Annotated in this window: 20 protein-coding genes; 7 read left to right on the top strand and 13 right to left on the bottom strand. The window is 36.9% G+C overall.

Annotated elements, in window-relative coordinates; translation table 11 throughout:
• Nucleotides 1–40 precede the first annotated feature (40 nt).
• Nucleotides 41–712, top strand: a complete 672-nt coding sequence (locus WFH39_RS20065) for a TrmH family RNA methyltransferase (RefSeq protein ID WP_336691204.1) — start codon at nt 41–43, stop codon at nt 710–712.
• Nucleotides 709–1,311: an XAC2610-related protein gene (locus tag WFH39_RS20060; protein WP_336691203.1), complete on the top strand. Its 603-nt coding sequence runs from the start codon at nt 709–711 to the stop codon at nt 1,309–1,311. Before WFH39_RS20065 ends, WFH39_RS20060 begins: the two co-directional genes overlap by 4 nt.
• Here WFH39_RS20060 and WFH39_RS20055 read toward each other — a convergent pair.
• The 3 genes from WFH39_RS20055 to tsaD are packed head-to-tail and all read right to left on the bottom strand — an operon-like array spanning nt 1,308 to nt 3,462.
• On the bottom strand, nt 1,308–2,003 hold the full coding sequence (locus WFH39_RS20055; RefSeq protein ID WP_336691202.1) for an RsmE family RNA methyltransferase: 696 nt from the start codon (nt 2,001–2,003) through the stop codon (nt 1,308–1,310). The two genes, WFH39_RS20060 and WFH39_RS20055, sit on opposite strands and share 4 nt — an antisense overlap.
• Before the next feature lie 41 nt (nt 2,004–2,044).
• Nucleotides 2,045–2,449, bottom strand: coding sequence for a hypothetical protein (locus tag WFH39_RS20050; RefSeq protein ID WP_336691201.1), 405 nt, complete (start codon nt 2,447–2,449; stop codon nt 2,045–2,047).
• Entirely contained in the window at nt 2,446–3,462 is a 1,017-nt protein-coding gene (tsaD, locus tag WFH39_RS20045; protein WP_336691200.1) for a tRNA (adenosine(37)-N6)-threonylcarbamoyltransferase complex transferase subunit TsaD, read from the bottom strand. The genes WFH39_RS20050 and tsaD overlap by 4 nt, the downstream gene beginning before the upstream one ends.
• Nucleotides 3,463–3,466: 4 nt before the next feature.
• Here tsaD and WFH39_RS20040 point away from each other — a divergent pair, with 4 nt between their 5' ends.
• From WFH39_RS20040 to WFH39_RS20020, 5 genes are all read left to right on the top strand, one after another.
• Nucleotides 3,467–8,263, top strand: coding sequence for a translocation/assembly module TamB (locus WFH39_RS20040; protein WP_336691199.1), 4,797 nt, complete (start codon nt 3,467–3,469; stop codon nt 8,261–8,263).
• 134 nt (nt 8,264–8,397) lie between these two features.
• A complete protein-coding gene (locus WFH39_RS20035; RefSeq protein ID WP_029298841.1) occupies nt 8,398–8,868 on the top strand; it encodes an Lrp/AsnC family transcriptional regulator in 471 nt (156 codons plus the stop codon).
• A 67-nt stretch (nt 8,869–8,935) separates the two neighbouring features.
• Entirely contained in the window at nt 8,936–9,313 is a 378-nt protein-coding gene (locus WFH39_RS20030; protein WP_336691198.1) for a hypothetical protein, read from the top strand.
• A 160-nt stretch (nt 9,314–9,473) separates the two neighbouring features.
• The gene (locus tag WFH39_RS20025; protein ID WP_336691197.1) at nt 9,474–10,001 is read left to right on the top strand and encodes a TetR/AcrR family transcriptional regulator; all 528 of its coding nucleotides are present in this window, start codon (nt 9,474–9,476) and stop codon (nt 9,999–10,001) included.
• Between the two features lie 2 nt (nt 10,002–10,003).
• Nucleotides 10,004–10,417, top strand: a complete 414-nt coding sequence (locus WFH39_RS20020) for a nuclear transport factor 2 family protein (RefSeq protein ID WP_336691196.1) — start codon at nt 10,004–10,006, stop codon at nt 10,415–10,417.
• A 213-nt stretch (nt 10,418–10,630) separates the two neighbouring features.
• Here the strand turns inward: WFH39_RS20020 and WFH39_RS20015 are convergent, their stop codons facing one another.
• From WFH39_RS20015 to WFH39_RS19970, 10 genes are all read right to left on the bottom strand, one after another.
• A complete protein-coding gene (locus WFH39_RS20015; protein ID WP_336691195.1) occupies nt 10,631–11,578 on the bottom strand; it encodes a transketolase family protein in 948 nt (315 codons plus the stop codon).
• Between the two features lie 54 nt (nt 11,579–11,632).
• The gene (locus tag WFH39_RS20010) at nt 11,633–12,484 is read right to left on the bottom strand and encodes a transketolase (protein ID WP_076392612.1); all 852 of its coding nucleotides are present in this window, start codon (nt 12,482–12,484) and stop codon (nt 11,633–11,635) included.
• Nucleotides 12,485–12,878: 394 nt separating this feature from the next.
• Entirely contained in the window at nt 12,879–14,438 is a 1,560-nt protein-coding gene (locus WFH39_RS20005) for a sodium:solute symporter (protein ID WP_336691194.1), read from the bottom strand.
• A gap of 153 nt (nt 14,439–14,591) precedes the next feature.
• Nucleotides 14,592–14,891 (bottom strand): GNAT family N-acetyltransferase, encoded by a 300-nt coding sequence (locus WFH39_RS20000; protein WP_175608849.1) that lies wholly within the window; start codon nt 14,889–14,891, stop codon nt 14,592–14,594.
• A 1-nt stretch (nt 14,892) separates the two neighbouring features.
• Entirely contained in the window at nt 14,893–15,291 is a 399-nt protein-coding gene (locus WFH39_RS19995; protein ID WP_235132609.1) for an OsmC family protein, read from the bottom strand.
• Nucleotides 15,291–15,509: a (4Fe-4S)-binding protein gene (locus WFH39_RS19990; RefSeq protein WP_336691220.1), complete on the bottom strand. Its 219-nt coding sequence runs from the start codon at nt 15,507–15,509 to the stop codon at nt 15,291–15,293. The genes WFH39_RS19995 and WFH39_RS19990 overlap by 1 nt, the downstream gene beginning before the upstream one ends.
• A gap of 1 nt (nt 15,510) precedes the next feature.
• Nucleotides 15,511–16,089, bottom strand: coding sequence for a TMEM175 family protein (locus WFH39_RS19985; RefSeq protein ID WP_336691193.1), 579 nt, complete (start codon nt 16,087–16,089; stop codon nt 15,511–15,513).
• On the bottom strand, nt 16,089–16,622 hold the full coding sequence (locus tag WFH39_RS19980; RefSeq protein WP_235133090.1) for an NADPH-dependent FMN reductase: 534 nt from the start codon (nt 16,620–16,622) through the stop codon (nt 16,089–16,091). The genes WFH39_RS19985 and WFH39_RS19980 overlap by 1 nt, the downstream gene beginning before the upstream one ends.
• A 19-nt stretch (nt 16,623–16,641) precedes the next feature.
• Nucleotides 16,642–17,544: a pirin family protein gene (locus WFH39_RS19975; protein WP_076395687.1), complete on the bottom strand. Its 903-nt coding sequence runs from the start codon at nt 17,542–17,544 to the stop codon at nt 16,642–16,644.
• A gap of 222 nt (nt 17,545–17,766) precedes the next feature.
• Nucleotides 17,767–18,642: a pirin family protein gene (locus WFH39_RS19970; protein WP_336691192.1), complete on the bottom strand. Its 876-nt coding sequence runs from the start codon at nt 18,640–18,642 to the stop codon at nt 17,767–17,769.
• Between the last annotated feature and the right edge of the window lie 397 nt (nt 18,643–19,039).

The raw sequence follows: 19,039 nt of genomic DNA, 5'->3' as shown, positions 1-19,039 counted from the left end.
TTCCTCAAATTTACGTTAATTTGCAAAGATTTGAAAATGAATGAAAGATTTACAGCAAACTTTTGAGTATTTAAAGCAGTTTTTAACGGAGGAAAGATTAAGTAAAATTGAGCATTTTGCGCCGGAAAGTTCAGATTTTATTCTTCCGGTCGTAGAAGATGTCTATCAGTTCAGGAATGCAGCCGCAATTGTACGTTCTGTGGAAGCGTGCGGTTTTCATAAAGTGGTGGCCTTGCAGGAAGAATACAGTTTTGAACCCAATCTTCGCGTTACAAAAGGCGCAGATACGTGGGTAGAAGTGGAAAAAATGCCGAGAAGCATGGAGTCTTTCCAAAACATAAAAGACAGAGGCTATAAAATTGTTGCGGTTTCGCTGGAGAATAATGCTAAAATGCTGCCCGAATACGAAATTACAGAACCCATTGCTTTGGTTTTCGGAACCGAAATGGAAGGTGTTTCTCAGGAAATTCTGGATTTTGCCGACGAAACGCTGGCAATTCCGATGTATGGTTTTACCCGAAGTTTCAATGTTTCCGTAGCCGCTTCTATTTGTATGTATGAACTGAAGCAGAAATTATTAAAATCTGATATTGATTATAAACTGAATGAAGAAAAACTCTTAAGGATGAAAATCCGTTGGGCAGTAAACTCCATCAGAAGCGGACAGCAGATTTTTGATAAATATTTGAAGGATAATGATCTTGAATTATGAGATTAACGGTGCTTTTCGCAGTTCTGATAGTGATAGGCTGCAATAAAAAGACTGATAATATACCTCAAGCTAAAATTGATGTTGATACTTTTTCACAAAATCTCATTGAAGAAGAACCTGAAGATACTACAACGGTTTCCTTTTCAAAAACCTTAACCGGAAACGGATATTCTTATACATTAAAAGGAAGACAGAATATTAATGATGGAATCAATTTTAAATCAATTGATATTTTTCATCAGAAGAAACTTCATCAGAGAATTATTTTTGATACGGTTTCTGTTTTAAATGAGTCTGAAGCTTATTTTAATGTAAGTCAGGATGTAAATTTTGATGGATTTAAGGATTTGGAAGTTATAAATCAGGTGGGAAATTACTGGTCTTCATCAAGTTTCTGGCTGTACAATAAAAAAACTAAAAAGTACGATTATTACAAGCCAATGGATACGATCATTAATCCTGTAGTTGATAAAAAAAATAAAGCAATTACATCAACTTATCATGTCGGTCCGGTAAACTATTACTATAAAGTATATGAGTGGAAGCATAAAAAGCTAACCATGATCCATTATCAGGAAGATGAAGATAATGGTTTCTAAATCATCTGATTATAATTCCACGCGGCAACAAAAATTCCGGCGGTCTCTGTTCTCAGTCTCTGATTTCCCAAAGAAACTGCTTTGATATTATTTTCAGCTAAAAAAGAAATCTCTTTTTCCGAAAAATCGCCTTCAGGGCCAATCAGAAAAGTGATATTTTGCAATCCGGGAATCTTATTGAGTTCCGTTCTTTCTAAATTCTCGTGGCAGTGCGCAACAAACGTATGTTCAGGATCAATATTTTTAAGAAAATCCTGAATTTTTTTTACATCGTTAATAATGGGAAAATGAAATCTTAAACTCTGTTTGGATGCAGCAATTGCCTGCTTTTTAATTTTATCGAGATTGATATTTTTACGCTCTGTTTTTTCCGTTTGGAGAAAAGTAATTTCGGAAATTCCCATCTCCACTGCTTTTTCAACGAAGAATTCAATGCGGTCAATATTTTTCGTCGGAGCAATTGCAATATGAAGTTTCGGACTGAAATTAGGAAGATTATTTTTAATCTCATCTACTTCAATATGGGCTTTTTTACCTTCAATCGTCAGTTTTCCGGAGGCAAGATTTCCTTTTCCGTCTGTTACATGAATGGCTTCACCGTTTTTCATCCGAAGAACTTTTACAATGTGTTGTTGTTCTTCATCGTTAATCGTTACCACATTTCCTTCAATTTCGCCGTAAAAAAGTTTCATATTTAAATATTTAGAATCTGCCTGAATTTTCTAACTGACTATTAAAAATAAGTTTCATTTTCGCTTAAAAATGCCACTCCTGTTTTTATCGTTGTATAAATATCGCCTTCACAATCTCTGTAGGAACAGGTGTAAATTTCCTCAATCCATTTATTATTCATGAAAATCAAATTCAGATATTCGTTTTTTCTTAAATTATTTTTGATGGATAAATAATCTCCTTCTTTCGGTTTATATTCAAAACTGAAAACATTTTCTGCATTGATCTGTTCAATAATTTCTTCCTTGATATTCTGAACATATCCCGTTTCTGAGCTTGCCGGAAAATAATCGGCGAAATACTCCGATGCTTCATTTTTTCCCGTCACCGTTTCTAAGATCCAGTAATATTTGGAGTTTTTCTTAGAATGTTTGCCAAGTATTTTTTCCTCTAACAGTATTTTCATAAATCGTATTTTGCGGTTGCTGAAGTTCTCAGATCAGTAAATTCTCCCCGCTCAAATTTTAACTGAGCAACCATCGCAATCATCGCAGCATTATCCGTAGTATATTCAAATTTCGGAATGTAAATATTCCAGCCCAGTTTTTCATGATTGTCCTGCATCGCCGTTCTCAAAGCCGAATTTGCCGAAACTCCTCCTGCAATCGCCACTTCATTAATATTTAAATCTTTGGCTGCCTTTTCCAGTTTTTTCATCAGAATTTCAATAATCGTTTTCTGTACCGAAGCGCAAAGATCATTCATGTTATTTTTAATAAAATCGGGATCTTTTTTTACCTCTTTCTGAATAAAATACAGCACAGAAGTCTTAATTCCGCTGAACGAATAATCGTAATTTTCTAATTTAGGTTTATTGAATGTAAAAGCATCCGGATTTCCTTCTTTAGCCAGTCTGTCTATAATAGGACCTGCCGGATAATCAAGGTCGAATATCTTCCCGATTTTATCAAATGCTTCTCCTGCTGCATCATCAGTAGTTTTCCCGATAATTTCCATATCGAAATAATCTTTCACCAGAACAATCATCGTATGTCCGCCGCTCACGGTAAGACATAAAAAAGGGAACTTTGGCGGCACAGGATTTGCATCCTCGATGAAATGGGCTAAAATGTGCGCCTGGAGATGGTTTACCTCAATAAGCGGAACATCCAAACTCATTGCCAAAGACTTAGCAAATGACGTTCCCACAAGAAGAGAACCTAAAAGTCCCGGTCCGCGTGTAAATCCTATCGCAGAAATTGCATTTTGTTGTATATTTGCTTTGGTTAAGGATTTTTCAACAACGGGGATAATATTTTGCTGATGCGCACGCGAAGCCAGCTCAGGAACCACACCGCCATATTCTTTATGGATCGCCTGATTCGCTGCAATATTCGAAAGAATAGAATTTCCCTTGATGATAGCTGCTGATGTATCGTCGCAGGACGATTCAATACCTAAAATTATAGAGTCGCTCATAATAATGGCAAAGTTAGAGAATAATAACGAGAATGAGAACAAAAAATCAGTAGCTGGTAACTTAGGTAATCAGGTACAGAAAGCTGTTGAAAATGCGGAAGGTGTTGTAAAAGAAACAGTTAAAGAAGCATCCGAACTCGCTTCAGATGCAATTAATCATCCCATTGAAACGGCTGAAGAGTTTGGAAAACAGGCGGTAAAAGACGTTACAAGTTATTCATGGTGGGCAAAACTTCTATTGATTCTCTTCTGGCTGGGTTTAGCTTTGGTGGCAGCCATTTTTATAATTATTAATCTTCCTTCCACAAAACAGTGGGCAGCAGATCAGGCGTTACAAATTGTTAACCGCGACTTTAAAGCACAAATGTCAACCGAAAGTGTTGAGGTTAATTTTTTCGGAAATGTAAAAATCAAAGGATTAAAGATCAAAGATTATAAAGGATACGATTTTATTCAGTCCAAAGAATTTATTGCTAATTCCAACTGGCTTTCTTTAGCCTCGAATATCACTAAAAATAATTCGCTGAGTTTCAATTCTCTTACGTTAAAAAATGCAGATGTAAAAGTGATTACATACAAAGGCGACAGTATTTCAAACTTCATCCGTTTTACCAAGCTGTTTGACAGCGGCAAAAAGAGAAACCCCAATAAACCTCCGTTTCAGCTGGACTCGAGACTGCAGATTCTGGATTCTAAAGTTTCCATCGTTAACCTGAATTCTCCGGGCGAAAAAGGGAAGTGGTTAACGGCAACTAACTTTAACCTGATTGCTCCCAATGTAAAAGTAAACGGAAGAAATATTTCTGGAATAATTAATAATATGTCTTTCACCACAACAAGATGGGGAAAATCTCATTTTGTGGATACTTTTTCTACCGAACTTTCCATGACGCCGGAATATCTTTTCCTGAAAGACCTTACTTTAAATACAGATCACTCGCTTTTACAGGGAGATATTAAATTTAACCTTCACAATGACGGTTCATGGGCAGATTTTGCAGATAAAGTAAAATGGGACATGAACTTAAAACAGGGAAGCCAGTTAAGCGGATATGATATCAGTTATTTTGTGACCAACTGGGATAATTTTAAACCTTTCAATATTTCAGGGAAAATGACGGGTCCGCTGAATGATTTTAAGCTGGATAATTTTCTCATCCGAAATCCTGATGTAAATATTGCCACCAAAAAAATGAAGGTGAATAAACTACTGAAAGGAAACTTTTTAATTGAAACCAATGATCTTTCCGCAGACTTTACCTATAAGGATCTGAAAGCGATGATGCCTTCATTCATCGCTAAAAAAATGAAAAACTTCGCGGATGATTTCGGAAAATTAAAATATAACGGAACCGCAAGTGTAAATCCGAATCGCGTTTACGTTGCAAACGGAAATCTGATGACGGGAATCGGGCAGGCAAAAATCACAAATTTTTCTTTAACGGAATACAGCTCTCCGATGCCGAAATATGCCGGAATAGCCGAAGTAAAAGATCTTAATACTTCCGTGATTACAAAAAACAAATCCGTAGGATTAATTTCTGGGAAGTTCAACATCAATGGGCAGAGTTTTGATGTGAATACGATGAAACTTACAACTAAATCACAGATTTCCAGCATAGAGATCATGAACAAGGAAATCAATAATCTGTATCTCGACGGATTATTGGATCATAAAAAATACAACGGACTCATCACCGTGAATGATGAACAGGCAAAAGCAACCATAAAAGGATTAATTGATTTCAGCACTCCACGAATTTCAATGGATGTGAATGCTGATGTAAATTACCTGAACATGAATTATTTTACCAATAAACCCGGAAACCAGATTGTAAGCGGAAAGGTGACTGGTAAAATGGCTATGTCTTCCATTAACGATTTAGCGCTGGATGTAGAAGCCAGAGGAATTAATTTTGCAACGGCAACCCAGAAATACTCCATCCCGAATGCAAAAGTGAAAACCTTTGTGGAAAACGGAGGCAGAGTTATTGCTGTGGATGCTCCGGGAGCAGTGAACGGAAAAATTTCAGGACGATACAATCTTGGCGATCTTGCGGGAATGGTAGAAAACGGACTCAATAAAATTCTTGTGGGACCTGCACCAAGAAAAATATACCGAGGACAGAGCTTTGCCATGAATTTTGATGTTCAGCAAGGTTTGGTAAGCTATTTCTTACCGGATCTTAAAATTCCGCAGGGTGCAAAAGTGGAAGGGCAGTACGACGGAAACTCCAATAACCTGATCCTGAATCTTGATGCGGCTTCACTGAAATATATCATGACGAAAACTCAGGAGATTACAGAAGCAGACAAAGCTTTGGCTGCTGCGAATCCCGAGTATAAAATTAACGAAAGAGATAAAATTACCAGGGACAGCGCAATGGTAGACAGCGTTATGGTAAGAATCAATACCGCGAATCTTAATGAGCAGATTTATGCTAAAATCAACAGGGTTTTATACAATAAAAATGTCCTTAAAGATATTACGTTAAGCGGAAGAAATGAAGATAATACCATTCTTCATCTCGCAACAAAATTTAAACACGGAAGTCCTGAAGATGAGCTTGATGACAATCTGAAAGAATACGCGATCAACGTCAATCAGTCTACCAATGCAGGAGGTGATTTTGTTTTCAGATTTGAACCAACTGAGGTGAAGTTTAATGATGTAACATGGGCTATTGATACCAGTCCGGAACTTAATCATTCCATCACTTACCGTAAAAAAGAAGGCGATTTTGATATTCAGAATCTCCGGATTTTTTCAGACAACAGTGCATTGTTTATAAAAGATGCCCAGTTTAAATCTGCCAAGGATTTTTATGTAGATGCGGAAGTGGATAATTTTGCCATCGAAAAGCTGCTGGAAATGCAGGCAGGAGGAAATTCTATGAACATTAAAGGTCTTGCAAACGGAAGTGTGAAAATTAAAATGGACAAAAACACGCTGCAGCCTTTGGTGGATATGACGATTGATGATATCATGATGAACGGAAACGATATGGGAGATATCACAATTTCTGCAACCAACAGTTATTCCCTGAATGTATACGATGTAGATATCAAAGTAAATTCCGCAGGAATTATCGGAAACAACAGTCTTCATGTAACCGGAACGGTAAATAATAATACTGAGTCGCCAATCATTGATCTTACCGCTGAAATGCGCGATTTTGATGTAGCCTTTGCCCAGCAGTTCGTGACTTCAGTTTTTGGAAATCTGAGAGGAAAAGCAACCGGAGACCTTAAAATTTCAGGAAAATTCAGCAATCTGGATTACAGCGGAGATATTGCACTTAAAGGATTCGGTCTGAAACTCTTGTTTACAGGTGTTGATTATTCTTTTGATGATACTGTAATTCCTTTAACCAAAGGTTTAGCGATTCTTAACAGCGTTGAGGTTCATGACGGAAGAACCAATTCAAAAGGAAATATTTCCGGTGCAATTCAGTTTGAGACCCTTTCATCAATGGGAGTCAACCTCGTGATGAGAGCCGATAATTTATTAATGCTGAATACTACCCAGAAAGATCTGGATTTATTCTGGGGAAGAGTTTACGGGCAGGGAGATTTATACGTAGACGGACCTGTTTCCGGTTTAAGTATTTCCACACCTAACATGAAAGCTTTAAGCGGAAGTACATTTACATTCAACTCAGGCTCTACTTCTAATGTGGAAGAATTTAAGATGCTGAGATTTCTGAAGGAAGGAAAAGACGGTCTGGTTACTTTGGATGAAAAGAAAAAATCCGGAGCGAACATGAATATTGATCTTGCTCTGGATGTAGATAAAGGGACAACCGTAAATGTTCTTATTGGAGACGATGTCGGAAATATTATGGTAAAAGGAGCTGCCGAAAAGCTTCGCTTCCAGATGAACCGACAGGGAAATATCGCCATGAACGGAACATATAAAGTAGATAACGGAACTTTTGTTTCCAAAGCGATTCTTAACAAAACGTTCCAGATTGAGAAAGGAAGCAGCATCCGTTGGGATGGAGATGCGATGAAGCCAGCTTTAGATATTACTGCAAACTATGTAAGAATGGTTTCCAACGCGGGTAAATATCTGAATATGGGGAGTCTACAGCCTATCAGTATTCTGCTTCAGGCGAATATTACCCAATCGCTGGTTGATCCTAAAATTGATCTTGACGTGACTGCGTTGGATGTTTCCAGCCAGATTAAAGAAACGTTGGCTTCAAAAATGAGCCAGGAAGGTGAAAAAGTTTTACAGTTTGGATCTGTTTTACTTTTAAGCTCTTTTAATGTTTCCGACACCGGCGGAGTGAATGTAAATGCGGCAGATCTTGCAGAAACACAGGGATACAATTTGTTATTAAAACAATTGGGATCTGTTTTAAATACCATGAGCAACGAATTCCAGATCGACCTGAATTATGTAAAAGGAGATCAGTATTCCAATGTAGGAGACCGTGCAAATGCAGGAGTTAGTTTTGCGCTTTCACCAAGAGTAAAAGTAAAAACAGGATTGGGAATTCCACTCACGAAAACTGAAAATACAGACGTTAATTATCTTTCCGGAGAAGGGACGATAGAGTACGATATTTCCAAGAAAAATGACGGAAGTCTTCTGTTAAGGGGATATTCCAAACCTTCGAACATCGGAATGGTAAACGGAGCCGGATCAAACGGAACTGCGAATCAGGCATACGGAGCAGGTATTGTCTGGTCTAAGAGTTTTAATTCTATATTTAAAAAGAAGAAAAAAGATAAAAAACAAACGGCTGAGCAAACTGAAATAAAAACAGATTCTGTAAAATCAGGGAGTAAATAATCAGAATATTTTAATGATTTTTGTCATATGTGTTAATTATTGTTAATGTTTGATATAATTTTTTTTGTTAAATTATTTTTTTTAAATTTGCAAAAAATATGTAGATTTTTTAAAGAAATTGTAATTTAACTAATATGAACTATCAACTGGACGAAATAGACAAGAAAATTCTTGATTTCTTAGTAGAGAACACAAGAATGCCTTTTACAGAAATTGCTAAGCAGATGGATGTTTCTGCGGGTACAATTCACGTAAGAGTGAAAAAGATGGAGGATGCAGGTATTATTTTGGGATCATCTCTTAATATAGATTACGGAAAGTTAGACTATCACTTCACCGCTTTTATCGGAATCTTATTAACCAAATCTAACAGAACTCAGGAAGTTCTGAAAGAATTATCTACTATTCCAAACGTAATTGAAGCTAGCGTAATTTCAGGAAAGTATAATATTTTCTGTAAAGTAAGAGCTAAGAATACAGACGATGCAAAGAGAATCATCTACCAAATCGATGATATTCAGGATGTAATGAGAACAGAAAGTATGATTTCTATGGAAGAATACTTAAGTGATAAAAACAGACTGATTAACGCGATCTCTGTATAATCAAATTTTAAACGAATTATATAAAAGAACTTATGAAATCTCTCATAAGTTCTTTATTTTTGTAGTTATGGAAGAATACAGCTATTTTGATGAAGATCCGAAGAAAGGGTGGGGTTTCATCCTTGCTTTTGCGGCATTGCTCTTGTTTACGGTTATGGGATTCGGGATCGATCTTGATGAATATTTGCAGCACGAAATCCTGAATATTCCGGCTTGGTACGCCTACACTGTTTTCGCAATTGATGCTTTAATGGTGGTAAGTCTTGTGCTTATGTTTTTTTACAGAAAAATAGGCATCTTTGCTTTTCCCGCGTTATTGGTTCTGCATTTCTTCATGCACAACTATTACTTATCTACTTTCCTTTACACCGACGTTACCAATCTTTTCCTTTTTACAGGTTTCGGAATGCTGGCAATAATTCCGAAATGGAAGTTTTTTAGGTAATTTAATAATACAATAAATTGAGAGCGGGGTTTGTCCGCTTTTTTTATGGATGTAAAAGACTTCTTTTTTGTGATAGATAAATTTTTATCACAATTATAGACAGAATAGTCTGTCTGTTTTTAAAATTTTGTATTACCTTTGACTTATCAAAAACAAAAGAATGGTATCACCTAAAGAAAGAATCATACAAACTACGTTTGAACTATTTGCTAAGCAAGGATATAATTCCACGGGAATAAATCAGATCATTGCCGAAGCAAAAGTAGCAAAGGCAAGTTTTTATCAGTATTTTAAATCGAAAGAAGATTTGTGTATAGAATTTCTGAACGTAAGACATGATTATTGGTTTGGGGAGCTTAACAAATTTGTATCCGGAGAAAAAGATGTAAAATCAAAACTGATCGCTTCTTTTGATTTTTTAATAGAAATGAATCGGAAAGAAAATTTCAGAGGATGCAGTTTTCTTAATATTTTATCTGAAATTCCGACGGATAACCTAAAAATACTGTCTGTTATACAAAGTCATAAACAGGATTTGAGAGATCATTTTTCATCATTACTGGAAGATCCGGATCTTTCTGATCATGTCTATCTGCTTTTTGAAAGCTCAATTGTAGAAAGTCAGGTTTTCAGATCAAATGAATTAATAGAAAAATCGAAAAAAATAGTTAACAATCTAATACATTAAAAATGGAACAGAAACACCCACTTCCACCGTTCACTTTAGAGTCAGCCCTTGAAAAAATTCAGCTTGCAGAAGATGCATGGAACAGTCAGGATCCTGAAAGAGTTTCCAAAGCCTACACTGTAGACAGTGAATGGAGAAACAGAGACCAGTTTGTAAATGGCAGAGAAGAAATTGTAAAATTCCTCAGCAGCAAATGGCAGAAAGAATTTAATTATAAACTGAAAAAAGAATATTGGGCGCATGCAGATAACCGAATTGCTGTACGTTTCGAGTATGAATATCAGAATAAAGAAGGAAACTGGTTCCGTGCTTACGGAAACGAAAACTGGGAATTTGATGAAAATGGTTTGATGAGAAAAAGATTTGCAAGTATTAATGATTTAGCGATAAAAGAAGAAGACAGAAAGCTAAAATAATTTTCTTGGAATTTCGCAAGAAGTAAAGTTCTTTAAATTTTAACTCTGCTTTTAAGGTAAGAAAATGAGATTTTACTCAATCAGTTTTATCGAAGATGAAAATCCTTGTGCCTTAAAATGTCTAGATTCTGATAAAGCTTTGCTCCTTTGCGAAGATATCAACAAACGAAAAAGCATCCAAAAAGGATGCTTTTTTATTTATTTTTAAAAGAATTATTTATCTAAAATTCTCTTCACTGCTTCTTTCACGGCAGCAGAATCAATTTTATATTTCTTCATCAGTTCAGCAGGGGTTGCAGATTCTCCGAATGTATCGTTTACCGCGACAAATTCCTGTCTTGTCGGTCTTTTTCTTGCCAACATTCCTGCAACAGATTCTCCCAGACCACCGATGTAATTGTGTTCTTCCGCTGTTACGATTTTTCCTGTCTTTTCAACAGATTTTAAGATGATTTCTTCGTCCAAAGGTTTAATCGTGTGGATATTGATTACTTCACATGAAATACCTTCTTTTTCAAGCTCATCTGTGGCAAGTAACGATTCCCAAACCAAATGTCCCGTCGCAACAATGGTTACATCCGTTCCTTCCTGAAGCATAATTCCTTTTCCGATCTCGAAAGGCATATCTTCCGGAATGAAAACCGGAACTACCGGTCTTCCGAATCTTAAATAAACAGGACCTTCAAAATCAGCAATCGCCAGAGTAGCTGCTTTTGTCTGGTTGTAATCACAAGGATTGATCACCGTCATTCCAGGAAGCATTTTCATCATTCCGATATCTTCCAAAACTTGGTGTGTTGCACCGTCTTCACCCAAAGTAAGACCTGCGTGAGAAGCACAGATTTTTACATTTTTATTGGAATATGCAATAGACTGACGAATCTGATCGTAAACTCTTGAAGTGGAAAAGTTAGCGAAAGTTCCCGTAAAAGGAATTTTTCCTGTAATGCTCAAACCGGCTGCAAGACCCATCATATTCGCTTCCGCAATACCTACCTGAAAAAATCTTTCAGGAGCCTTTTCAATGAATTTTTCCATCTTCAAAGAACCGATAAGGTCTGCACAAAGCGCCACAACATTAGGATTTTTATCTGCAAGTTCAGCCAATCCGGCTCCGAATCCTGAACGTGTATCTTTTTTTTCTGTATATGTAAATTTCATTTTTTTCTAATTATTAATTAAGATTACTTATTACCAATTACTCATTACTAATAATTAATAATCAGCCGGAGCCTCTAAGTATAACTGTTTGAAAGCTGTTTCCAGTTGCTCATCATTCGGCGCTTTTCCGTGCCAAGCGTGAGTTCCCATCATATAATCTACACCGTAACCCATCTCTGTATGAAGAATAATAGCAACAGGTTTTTCTTTTCCGGTTTCAGTTTTTGCTTTTTCGAGAATGGCAATTACAGCTTCAAGATCGTTACCGTTTTTCTCTTCCAGAACTGTCCATCCGAAAGCTTCCAGTTTTGCATGAAGATTTCCTAAAGAAAGTACGTTATCTGTACTTCCGTCGATCTGTTGTCCGTTATAATCGATGGTAGAAATAATATTGTCTACTTTTTTGGCTGCTGCGTACATAAATGCTTCCCAAACCTGACCTTCCTGCAATTCGCCATCGCCGTGAAGAGAGTAAACCAAAGAGCTGTCTCCGTCCAGTTTTTTACCCTGAGCTACGCCCAAAGCTACAGAAAGCCCCTGTCCTAAAGAACCTGAAGCTACTCTTACGCCCGGAAGACCTTCGTGAGTCGTCGGGTGTCCCTGTAATCTTGAATCTAATTTTCTGAATGTACTAAGCTCCTGAACCGGAAAAAATCCGAATCTTGCCAAAGTAGAATAGAATACCGGAGAAATATGTCCGTTAGAAAGATAGAAATGATCTTCATTTTTACCTTCCATCGTGAAAGGAAGATGATAGTTCATTACCTTTCCGTAAAGGGCTGTGAAATATTCAGTACAACCTAAACTTCCTCCCGGGTGACCGGAATTTACAGCATGAACCATTCTTAAAATGTCTCTTCTGATTTGTGTAGTAAGAGATTTTAACTCTTCGATACTTTTACTCATTATATAAGATTTATTTGTGTGCGAATTTACAATTTTTTGATGGGTTACGGAAATGGAAAAATCTGCGCTGAAAAATGCAGATTTTATTATTTAAAAGGAAGTCTGTTTAAAGTTTTTAATAGATTTCTAAATTTAAGTTTCAAACGCAAAGTCTTTATTTTCAGAGTTAACATTTTAAGATAAGCAAAGTGAAGCAGATTTCATCTGTCATTAAGCGAACGCTTCATCATCCGTCTCTGACGGAAATATCTTTGCTCAACTTCTCAAAAAAATAATAGGGTTTCTTTGCGTTTAATAATTATATATACTGTACTTTTTATTAACACAAAAAGAACTGTATTTGTCTGAAAATTATTTTTTAATTTGTTTCAACAGGTTTAAGACATTGATTTTTTTAAACAACCTTCAGATAAGATTTATGTTTTACCAACCAAAGCCCAATGAAAGTTAATAATCCATTCAGAACAATTAACTCTACCCCGATTTTGTAATCCGTATACGTTGTTACCAGATAATTGATAATGTACGTTGCTACCGGAGCTAAAATCGTTACCGCCAAAATTGAATATTTCCTTGAAATCTGAAACTTTGTGAAAATTCCGAAGGCAAAAAGTCCTAAAAGCGGTCCGTAAGTATAGCCTGCAATCTCCATGATGAGGTAAACAATCGATTTGTCATTCAACGCTTTAAAAACCATAATCAAAATAAAGAAAATGATCGTAAACGTTAAATGAACCTTCATACGAAGCTGTTTTTTCTCTTTCTCCGTCTTGTTTTTGTCTTCATTAAGATTCAAAAGATCTACGCAATATGAACTTGTAACAGCAGTTAAAGCGCCATCCGCAGATGGAAATAACGCTGAAATCAATCCGATAATGAAGATAACGGAAATGATCATCGGGAAATGTCCCTGAAGCGATAAAGCCGGAAACAGATCGTCTCCCATAATATTTTTAATATTACCCGCAGAATCTTTGAAACCGAAAATATTAGTAACCGTTTCTCCGTCTATTTTTCCATATTCTGCGCCGTTCTGCAAAGCAAAAAGATAAAGAAGACCTCCTAAAAAAAGGAATGCCAGATTCACAAAAAGCAGCGTTCCTGCGAAAGTGAGCATATTTTTCTTTGAATTTTTAAGATTATCCACAGAGATATTTTTCTGCATCATTTCCTGATCTAATCCTGTCATTGCAATCGTAATGAAAATTCCCCCTAAAATCGTTTTCAGGAAAAATGTTTTAGAATTCGGATCAAAATTGATGAAGTGGGTATAATTTTTCTGTTCTAAAATAGTATATGCTTCGCCTAATGATAAATTTAAATGGGATAAAATATAAACGATACAGGCAACGAGACTGATAATCATGAAAGACGTCTGCAAAGTATCGGTAATCACAATTGTTTTTACACCGCCTTCAAACGTGTATAAAAGCACCATTAACAGCAGAACTAAAGCCGTAACCCAGAAAGGAACGCCCAAACCTTCCAGAAGGAAAATCTGAAGAACGTTGACCACTAAATATAACCTTGCCGTTGCACCAATTGCCCTTGAAATAATAAAAAATATTGACCCGATCTTATGCGCTTCGACATTAAATCTTTTGCCTAAATACGTATAAATCGAGGTGAGGTTCATTTTATAATACAGCGGAAGAAGAATTGCGGCAACAATAAAATATCCGATGAAAAAGCCGATCACCATCATATAATATTCGAATCCGCCGTAGATGTATTCAGTTCCCGTCATTTTCCCGACTGTTCCGGGAACGGAAATAAATGTTACCCCGCTTAAGCTGGTTCCGATCATTCCGAAGGCAACGAGCCACCATTTACTTTTTTTATTCCCGATAAAAAACGACTGGTTATCAGAATTTCGGCTTGTAAAATAAGAAATAACCAAAAGTCCGATGAAATAGACAAAAACAAACAGCAAAAGAACAGTTCCGGAATTCATGCTTTAATTTAAATTTTAGCAAATATAGTTTTTTTCTGTTCTGTCCAAAAAGAAAAAACCTTCAGGATATATTTCCGGAAGGTTTTATATGTAAGGTTGAAGTTAAGACCGATAACTCAGAAGCTCAAACTTAATCTCAACCTTAGCTTAAAACTAAGCCTGTGTTTTATTTACCAGAACATCCTGAAGTTCTTCATGCTTCTGGAACGTAGCTTTGGCAAAAGGACAAAGCGGAATAATTGTTTTTCCGTTCTTTCTTGCAAAATCTACTGCTGCAAGAAGCATTTCTTTCCCAACGCCTTTTCCGTTGTATGCTTCTTCAACTTCCGTGTGATCGATGATGAATCTTTCTTCTCCAGCCCAGGTGTATGTCATTAATCCTGCGTGGTTTCCGTCTATGAATGCTTCAAAATTTCCGTGTTTCGGGTCGTTGGTTTGTTTTACTTCAATCATATTATGAAAATTTGGTTAGTATTTCTATATCGTTTGTAAGAATCTTATGAATCGGGCACGCATCTGCAATGGCGTGAAGTCTTTTCAGTTGTTCATCATCAAGATTTGTGCCTTCAAAGCTGATGTCTCTTTTGAAAATAGCTCTTTTCGTTAAAGGAAAATTTTCCAGTTCCACTTCAACGTTTATTTTTTCTACGCTCCATTCTTTTCGGTCGATGTACATTCTCAACGTTGCCGCTGTGCAACTTGCGAGCGAAGTGGCAAGAATTTCGAAAGGATTGAACCCTTTGTTTCCGCCGCCTTTGTCTACCGGCTCATCTGTAATAAGGGTATTTTCTCCCGCAATAACTTCGGTGTAGTATTTTTCTGTTCCTAAACTTGCTTTTACTGTGATTGCCATTATTTTTTTGTATTGAATTGATAACTCAGTGCGCCGGAAGGACACTGGTCGATTTGATTTTTAAGTTCTTCTGCGGTTGCATTTTCAGGTTTCAGCCATGGTCTTTCTTTCGGGTTATACACTTTTGGAAGTGTTTTTACACAGATTGCAGCGTGGATACATTTTTTAGGCTGCCAGATGACGGTAATTTCTCCGTTTACATATTCGTGTGTTTCCATATTAGTTTTCATTTAAAGTTTTTTCTATTCGCCTGTCCGGAATCAGCCACAGGAAAGCCACGGTATAATACAACCCTACAGCAATATAAGGGTAAATAAATGATACAATAATCCCTGAGACATACAAAACAATGGATGCATTTTCCTTAAAACGGGAAGCAATGGCCTGTTTCAGTCTGGAATTTTCACCTTCAGCTTTTATGATGGCATTTTCCAGAATCGTATAGGCAATCGCACAAAGCACTAATCCGAATCCGTAAGTAGCCACCGGATTTTTGGCAAAATGAGTTTCCCCGATCCACTCTGTTGCAAAAGGCATTAAAGAAAGCCAGAACAGGAGATGAAGATTTGCCCAAAGAATTTTTCCGTTTACTTTTTTCACTGCCTGAAAAAGATGGTGATGATTGTTCCAGTAAATTCCTACATACAGAAAGCTGAAAATATACGCCAGAAATTTCGGGATAAGCGGTTTCAGGCTTTGCCAGTCGTTTCCTTCCGGAACTTTCAGTTCCAGTACCATAATCGTGATGATGATCGCAAGAACCCCGTCACTGAAGGCTTCTAATCTTCCTTTGGTCATTATTTGCGGATCGTATTTTTGAAATTTTCCACTTTATTATTAAGCTCTTTCAGCATTTCAGGATTAATGACACCGCTTTCCAAATCAAAATTTTCATAAAATTTAGGAAGCGAGAAAGTTTCTTTGATATCCGCTCCGAAATTCGGGAAAAATATTTTTGCCGTGTTCATCACATTTCCGCCGCCGTAACCTCCCGGAGAAGTGGACATCAGAAACATCGGTTTGTCCTGAAAAACTTTTACGTTGATTCTTGAAGCCCAGTCGAAAACGTTTTTAAAGGCTGCGCTGTATGATCTGTTGTGCTCTGCAAGTGAACAGATAATCACATCACATTCTTCTATTGCTTTCAAAAAATGGTGTGCTTCTTCCGGAAAGCCTTTCTTTTCACGATCTACAGAAAAAACAGGCATATCAAAATCATTCAGATCAATCAGGTTGATTTCTTCGTCCTTAAAATCTTTTAGAACAAATTTTACAAGTTCCCTGTTGATGGAAGTGGAAGAAGTGCTTCCTGCAAATGCTAATATTTTCATCACGTATGATTTTAAATTGTTATGGTTTTCTGTTTAAAATAGCTTTCGGAAGCGGTACATATTCGTTTTCATCTCCCGGAACCAAAGGAAAAGCATCGTGGTTCTGGTCGTGCCAGTTCACTTTTGCCTGATCGATCAGTTCTTTTTCGGAATTTACAAAATTCCAGAATATAAACCGCTCTTCTTCAAATGGTTCGCCGCCGAAAAGATAAACCGTTCCGTTTTCGCTCATGTCAAATTCGCAGAGTTGGGTGTTTTTGGCAATCATCAGTTGTTTAGATCCGTAAGAATTTCCGTCAGTAGAAACAGTTCCGTCCAGAACATACATGGCAGCTTCTCCGTAAAGATCTTTTCCGATGCTGATCTTTTTTGCTTCTTTGGTTTTAATTTCAATAAAAAACAGCTTACTGTGAACCGGAACCGGCGATTTTTTTCCAAAAGCTTCTCCTGCAATTAATTTATACTGAATTCCGTCTTCTTCCCAAACCGGAATTTCATCTGCTTCAATGTGGTGGAATGTGGGTTCAGACTGTTCCAGATGTTTCGGAAGCCCTACCCAGATCTGGAATCCGTGAAGTCTTTTGTCAGAATGCCGCAGGTATTCCGGAGTTCTTTCAGAGTGTACCACACCTTTTCCGGCAGTCATCCAGTTTACAGCTCCCGGTTTTATTTCCAGAGCACTTCCGATGCTGTCTCTGTGAAAAATAGATCCTTCCAGAAGATACGTTAATGTTGAAAGCCCGATGTGCGGATGCGGCGGAACATCAAGATTCTGATAATCTTTTAAGTCGGATGGTCCCATATGATCGATAAAAACGAAAGGTCCGACTGCTCTTTTTTCACGGAAAGGCAATAATCTTCCCACAAGAAAGTTTCCGATGTCCGCAGATTTTTCTTCTATAATAAGTCCGATGTTTGACATGATGTGTGTGATTTATTTGTATTAAATTTTTGTTTTGAATTTTGAGAAAACTTTCAGATAATGATTTAAAAATTTCAATTGAATCCGTCATTTCGACGCAGGAGAAATCTATTTAGCTTCATAGATTCTTCACTTCGCTTCCGCTACATTCTGAATGACAGAGAAATCATTAAAATATAAAATTAAGAAAAAGAACAGCTTGATGATGATTTTTAATTAAAATTAATCTGCAAGATAACCAAATCTCCCTAAATTGAAATCTTCAAAAGCCTGCATAATTTCTTCTCTGGAATTCATTACAAAAGGTCCGTGAGGAAAGATAGGCTCATTTAAAGGCATTCCGCTGATGACTAAAACGACTGAGTCTTCTGTTGCTTCTACCGTAAAATCTTCCCCTTCATTTTGAAACAGAACGAGATGATTGAGTGGTACTTTTTCTTCATCATTAACGATAATACTTCCTTCTATCACCAATGCTGCAGTATTGAAATTTTCGGGAAAGCTGAATGCTGCTTTTCCACCATTTTTCAGTTTTGCATTCATCATGTGAACCGGACTGAAGGTAAAAGCAGGACCTTTCTGATTTTGATATTCTCCGGCAATCACTTCAATATGTCCGTTTTCTCCAAGATCCACTTTCGTCATATCCGAATTTTTAATTGACTGATATTTCGGACAGCTCATTTTATAAACCGACGGAAGGTTTACCCAAAGCTGAACCATCTGAAAAATTCCGCCTTCTTTTGCCCATTCTTTTTCGTGATATTCTTTGTGAAGAACACCTTTTGCGGCAGTCATCCACTGTACATCGCCTTCACCGATAATTCCGCCACCTCCTGCGCTGTCATGATGCTGCACTTTTCCTTTATACGCTATGGTCACGGTCTCAAAACCTCGGTGCGGATGAACGCCCACTCCGCGAGGCTGATCTGTTCCGTTAAAGTGAAATTTTGAATTGTAATCGAGCATGATGAACGGATCCATCCTTTTCATATCCATTCCCTGAACGCCCGGAATAAAATTATGAACCCTAAAACCGTCGCCCACAAAATGCGCAGGTTTCGGAGATACTATTTTTTCTATTTTTTTAGTTGCCATAATATGGTTGTATTATGAAGCAAAGGTATTTTAAACAAAAATCCTGTACATTGATCTGTGTTAATAAGGGGGATTGATGATTGATGATTGATGATTGATGATTGATGATTGATGATTGCGCTGAACAGATGTTTTCTGATTTTTATTTGGGATGTAAAAATTCCCCTCCTTTGGAGGGATGGCGAAAATTTCGGAGAAATTTTTGACGGGGTGGTTCCAGAACTAAAGCTGAAATTTCCTGTTGAATAAATGTTCTCCACAATTTCATAGCTCATTGAGCGGTATGTCTGAGTTTTTTTGGATTCGGGGGGGGGGGGGGGGGCGCCCCCGGCCGAAAAAAAAAAACAAAAAAAACAGTCAAAAAAGAATAAAAAAAAAAAAAAAAATAATATTTTAT

It is taken from the genome of Chryseobacterium sp. MMO-72 (genome assembly GCF_037146035.1).
GTDB classification, from domain to species: domain Bacteria; phylum Bacteroidota; class Bacteroidia; order Flavobacteriales; family Weeksellaceae; genus Chryseobacterium; species Chryseobacterium indicum.
The sequence above is the reverse complement of the archived record's forward strand: the minus strand, read 5'-3'. Positions and strand labels throughout refer to the sequence as shown.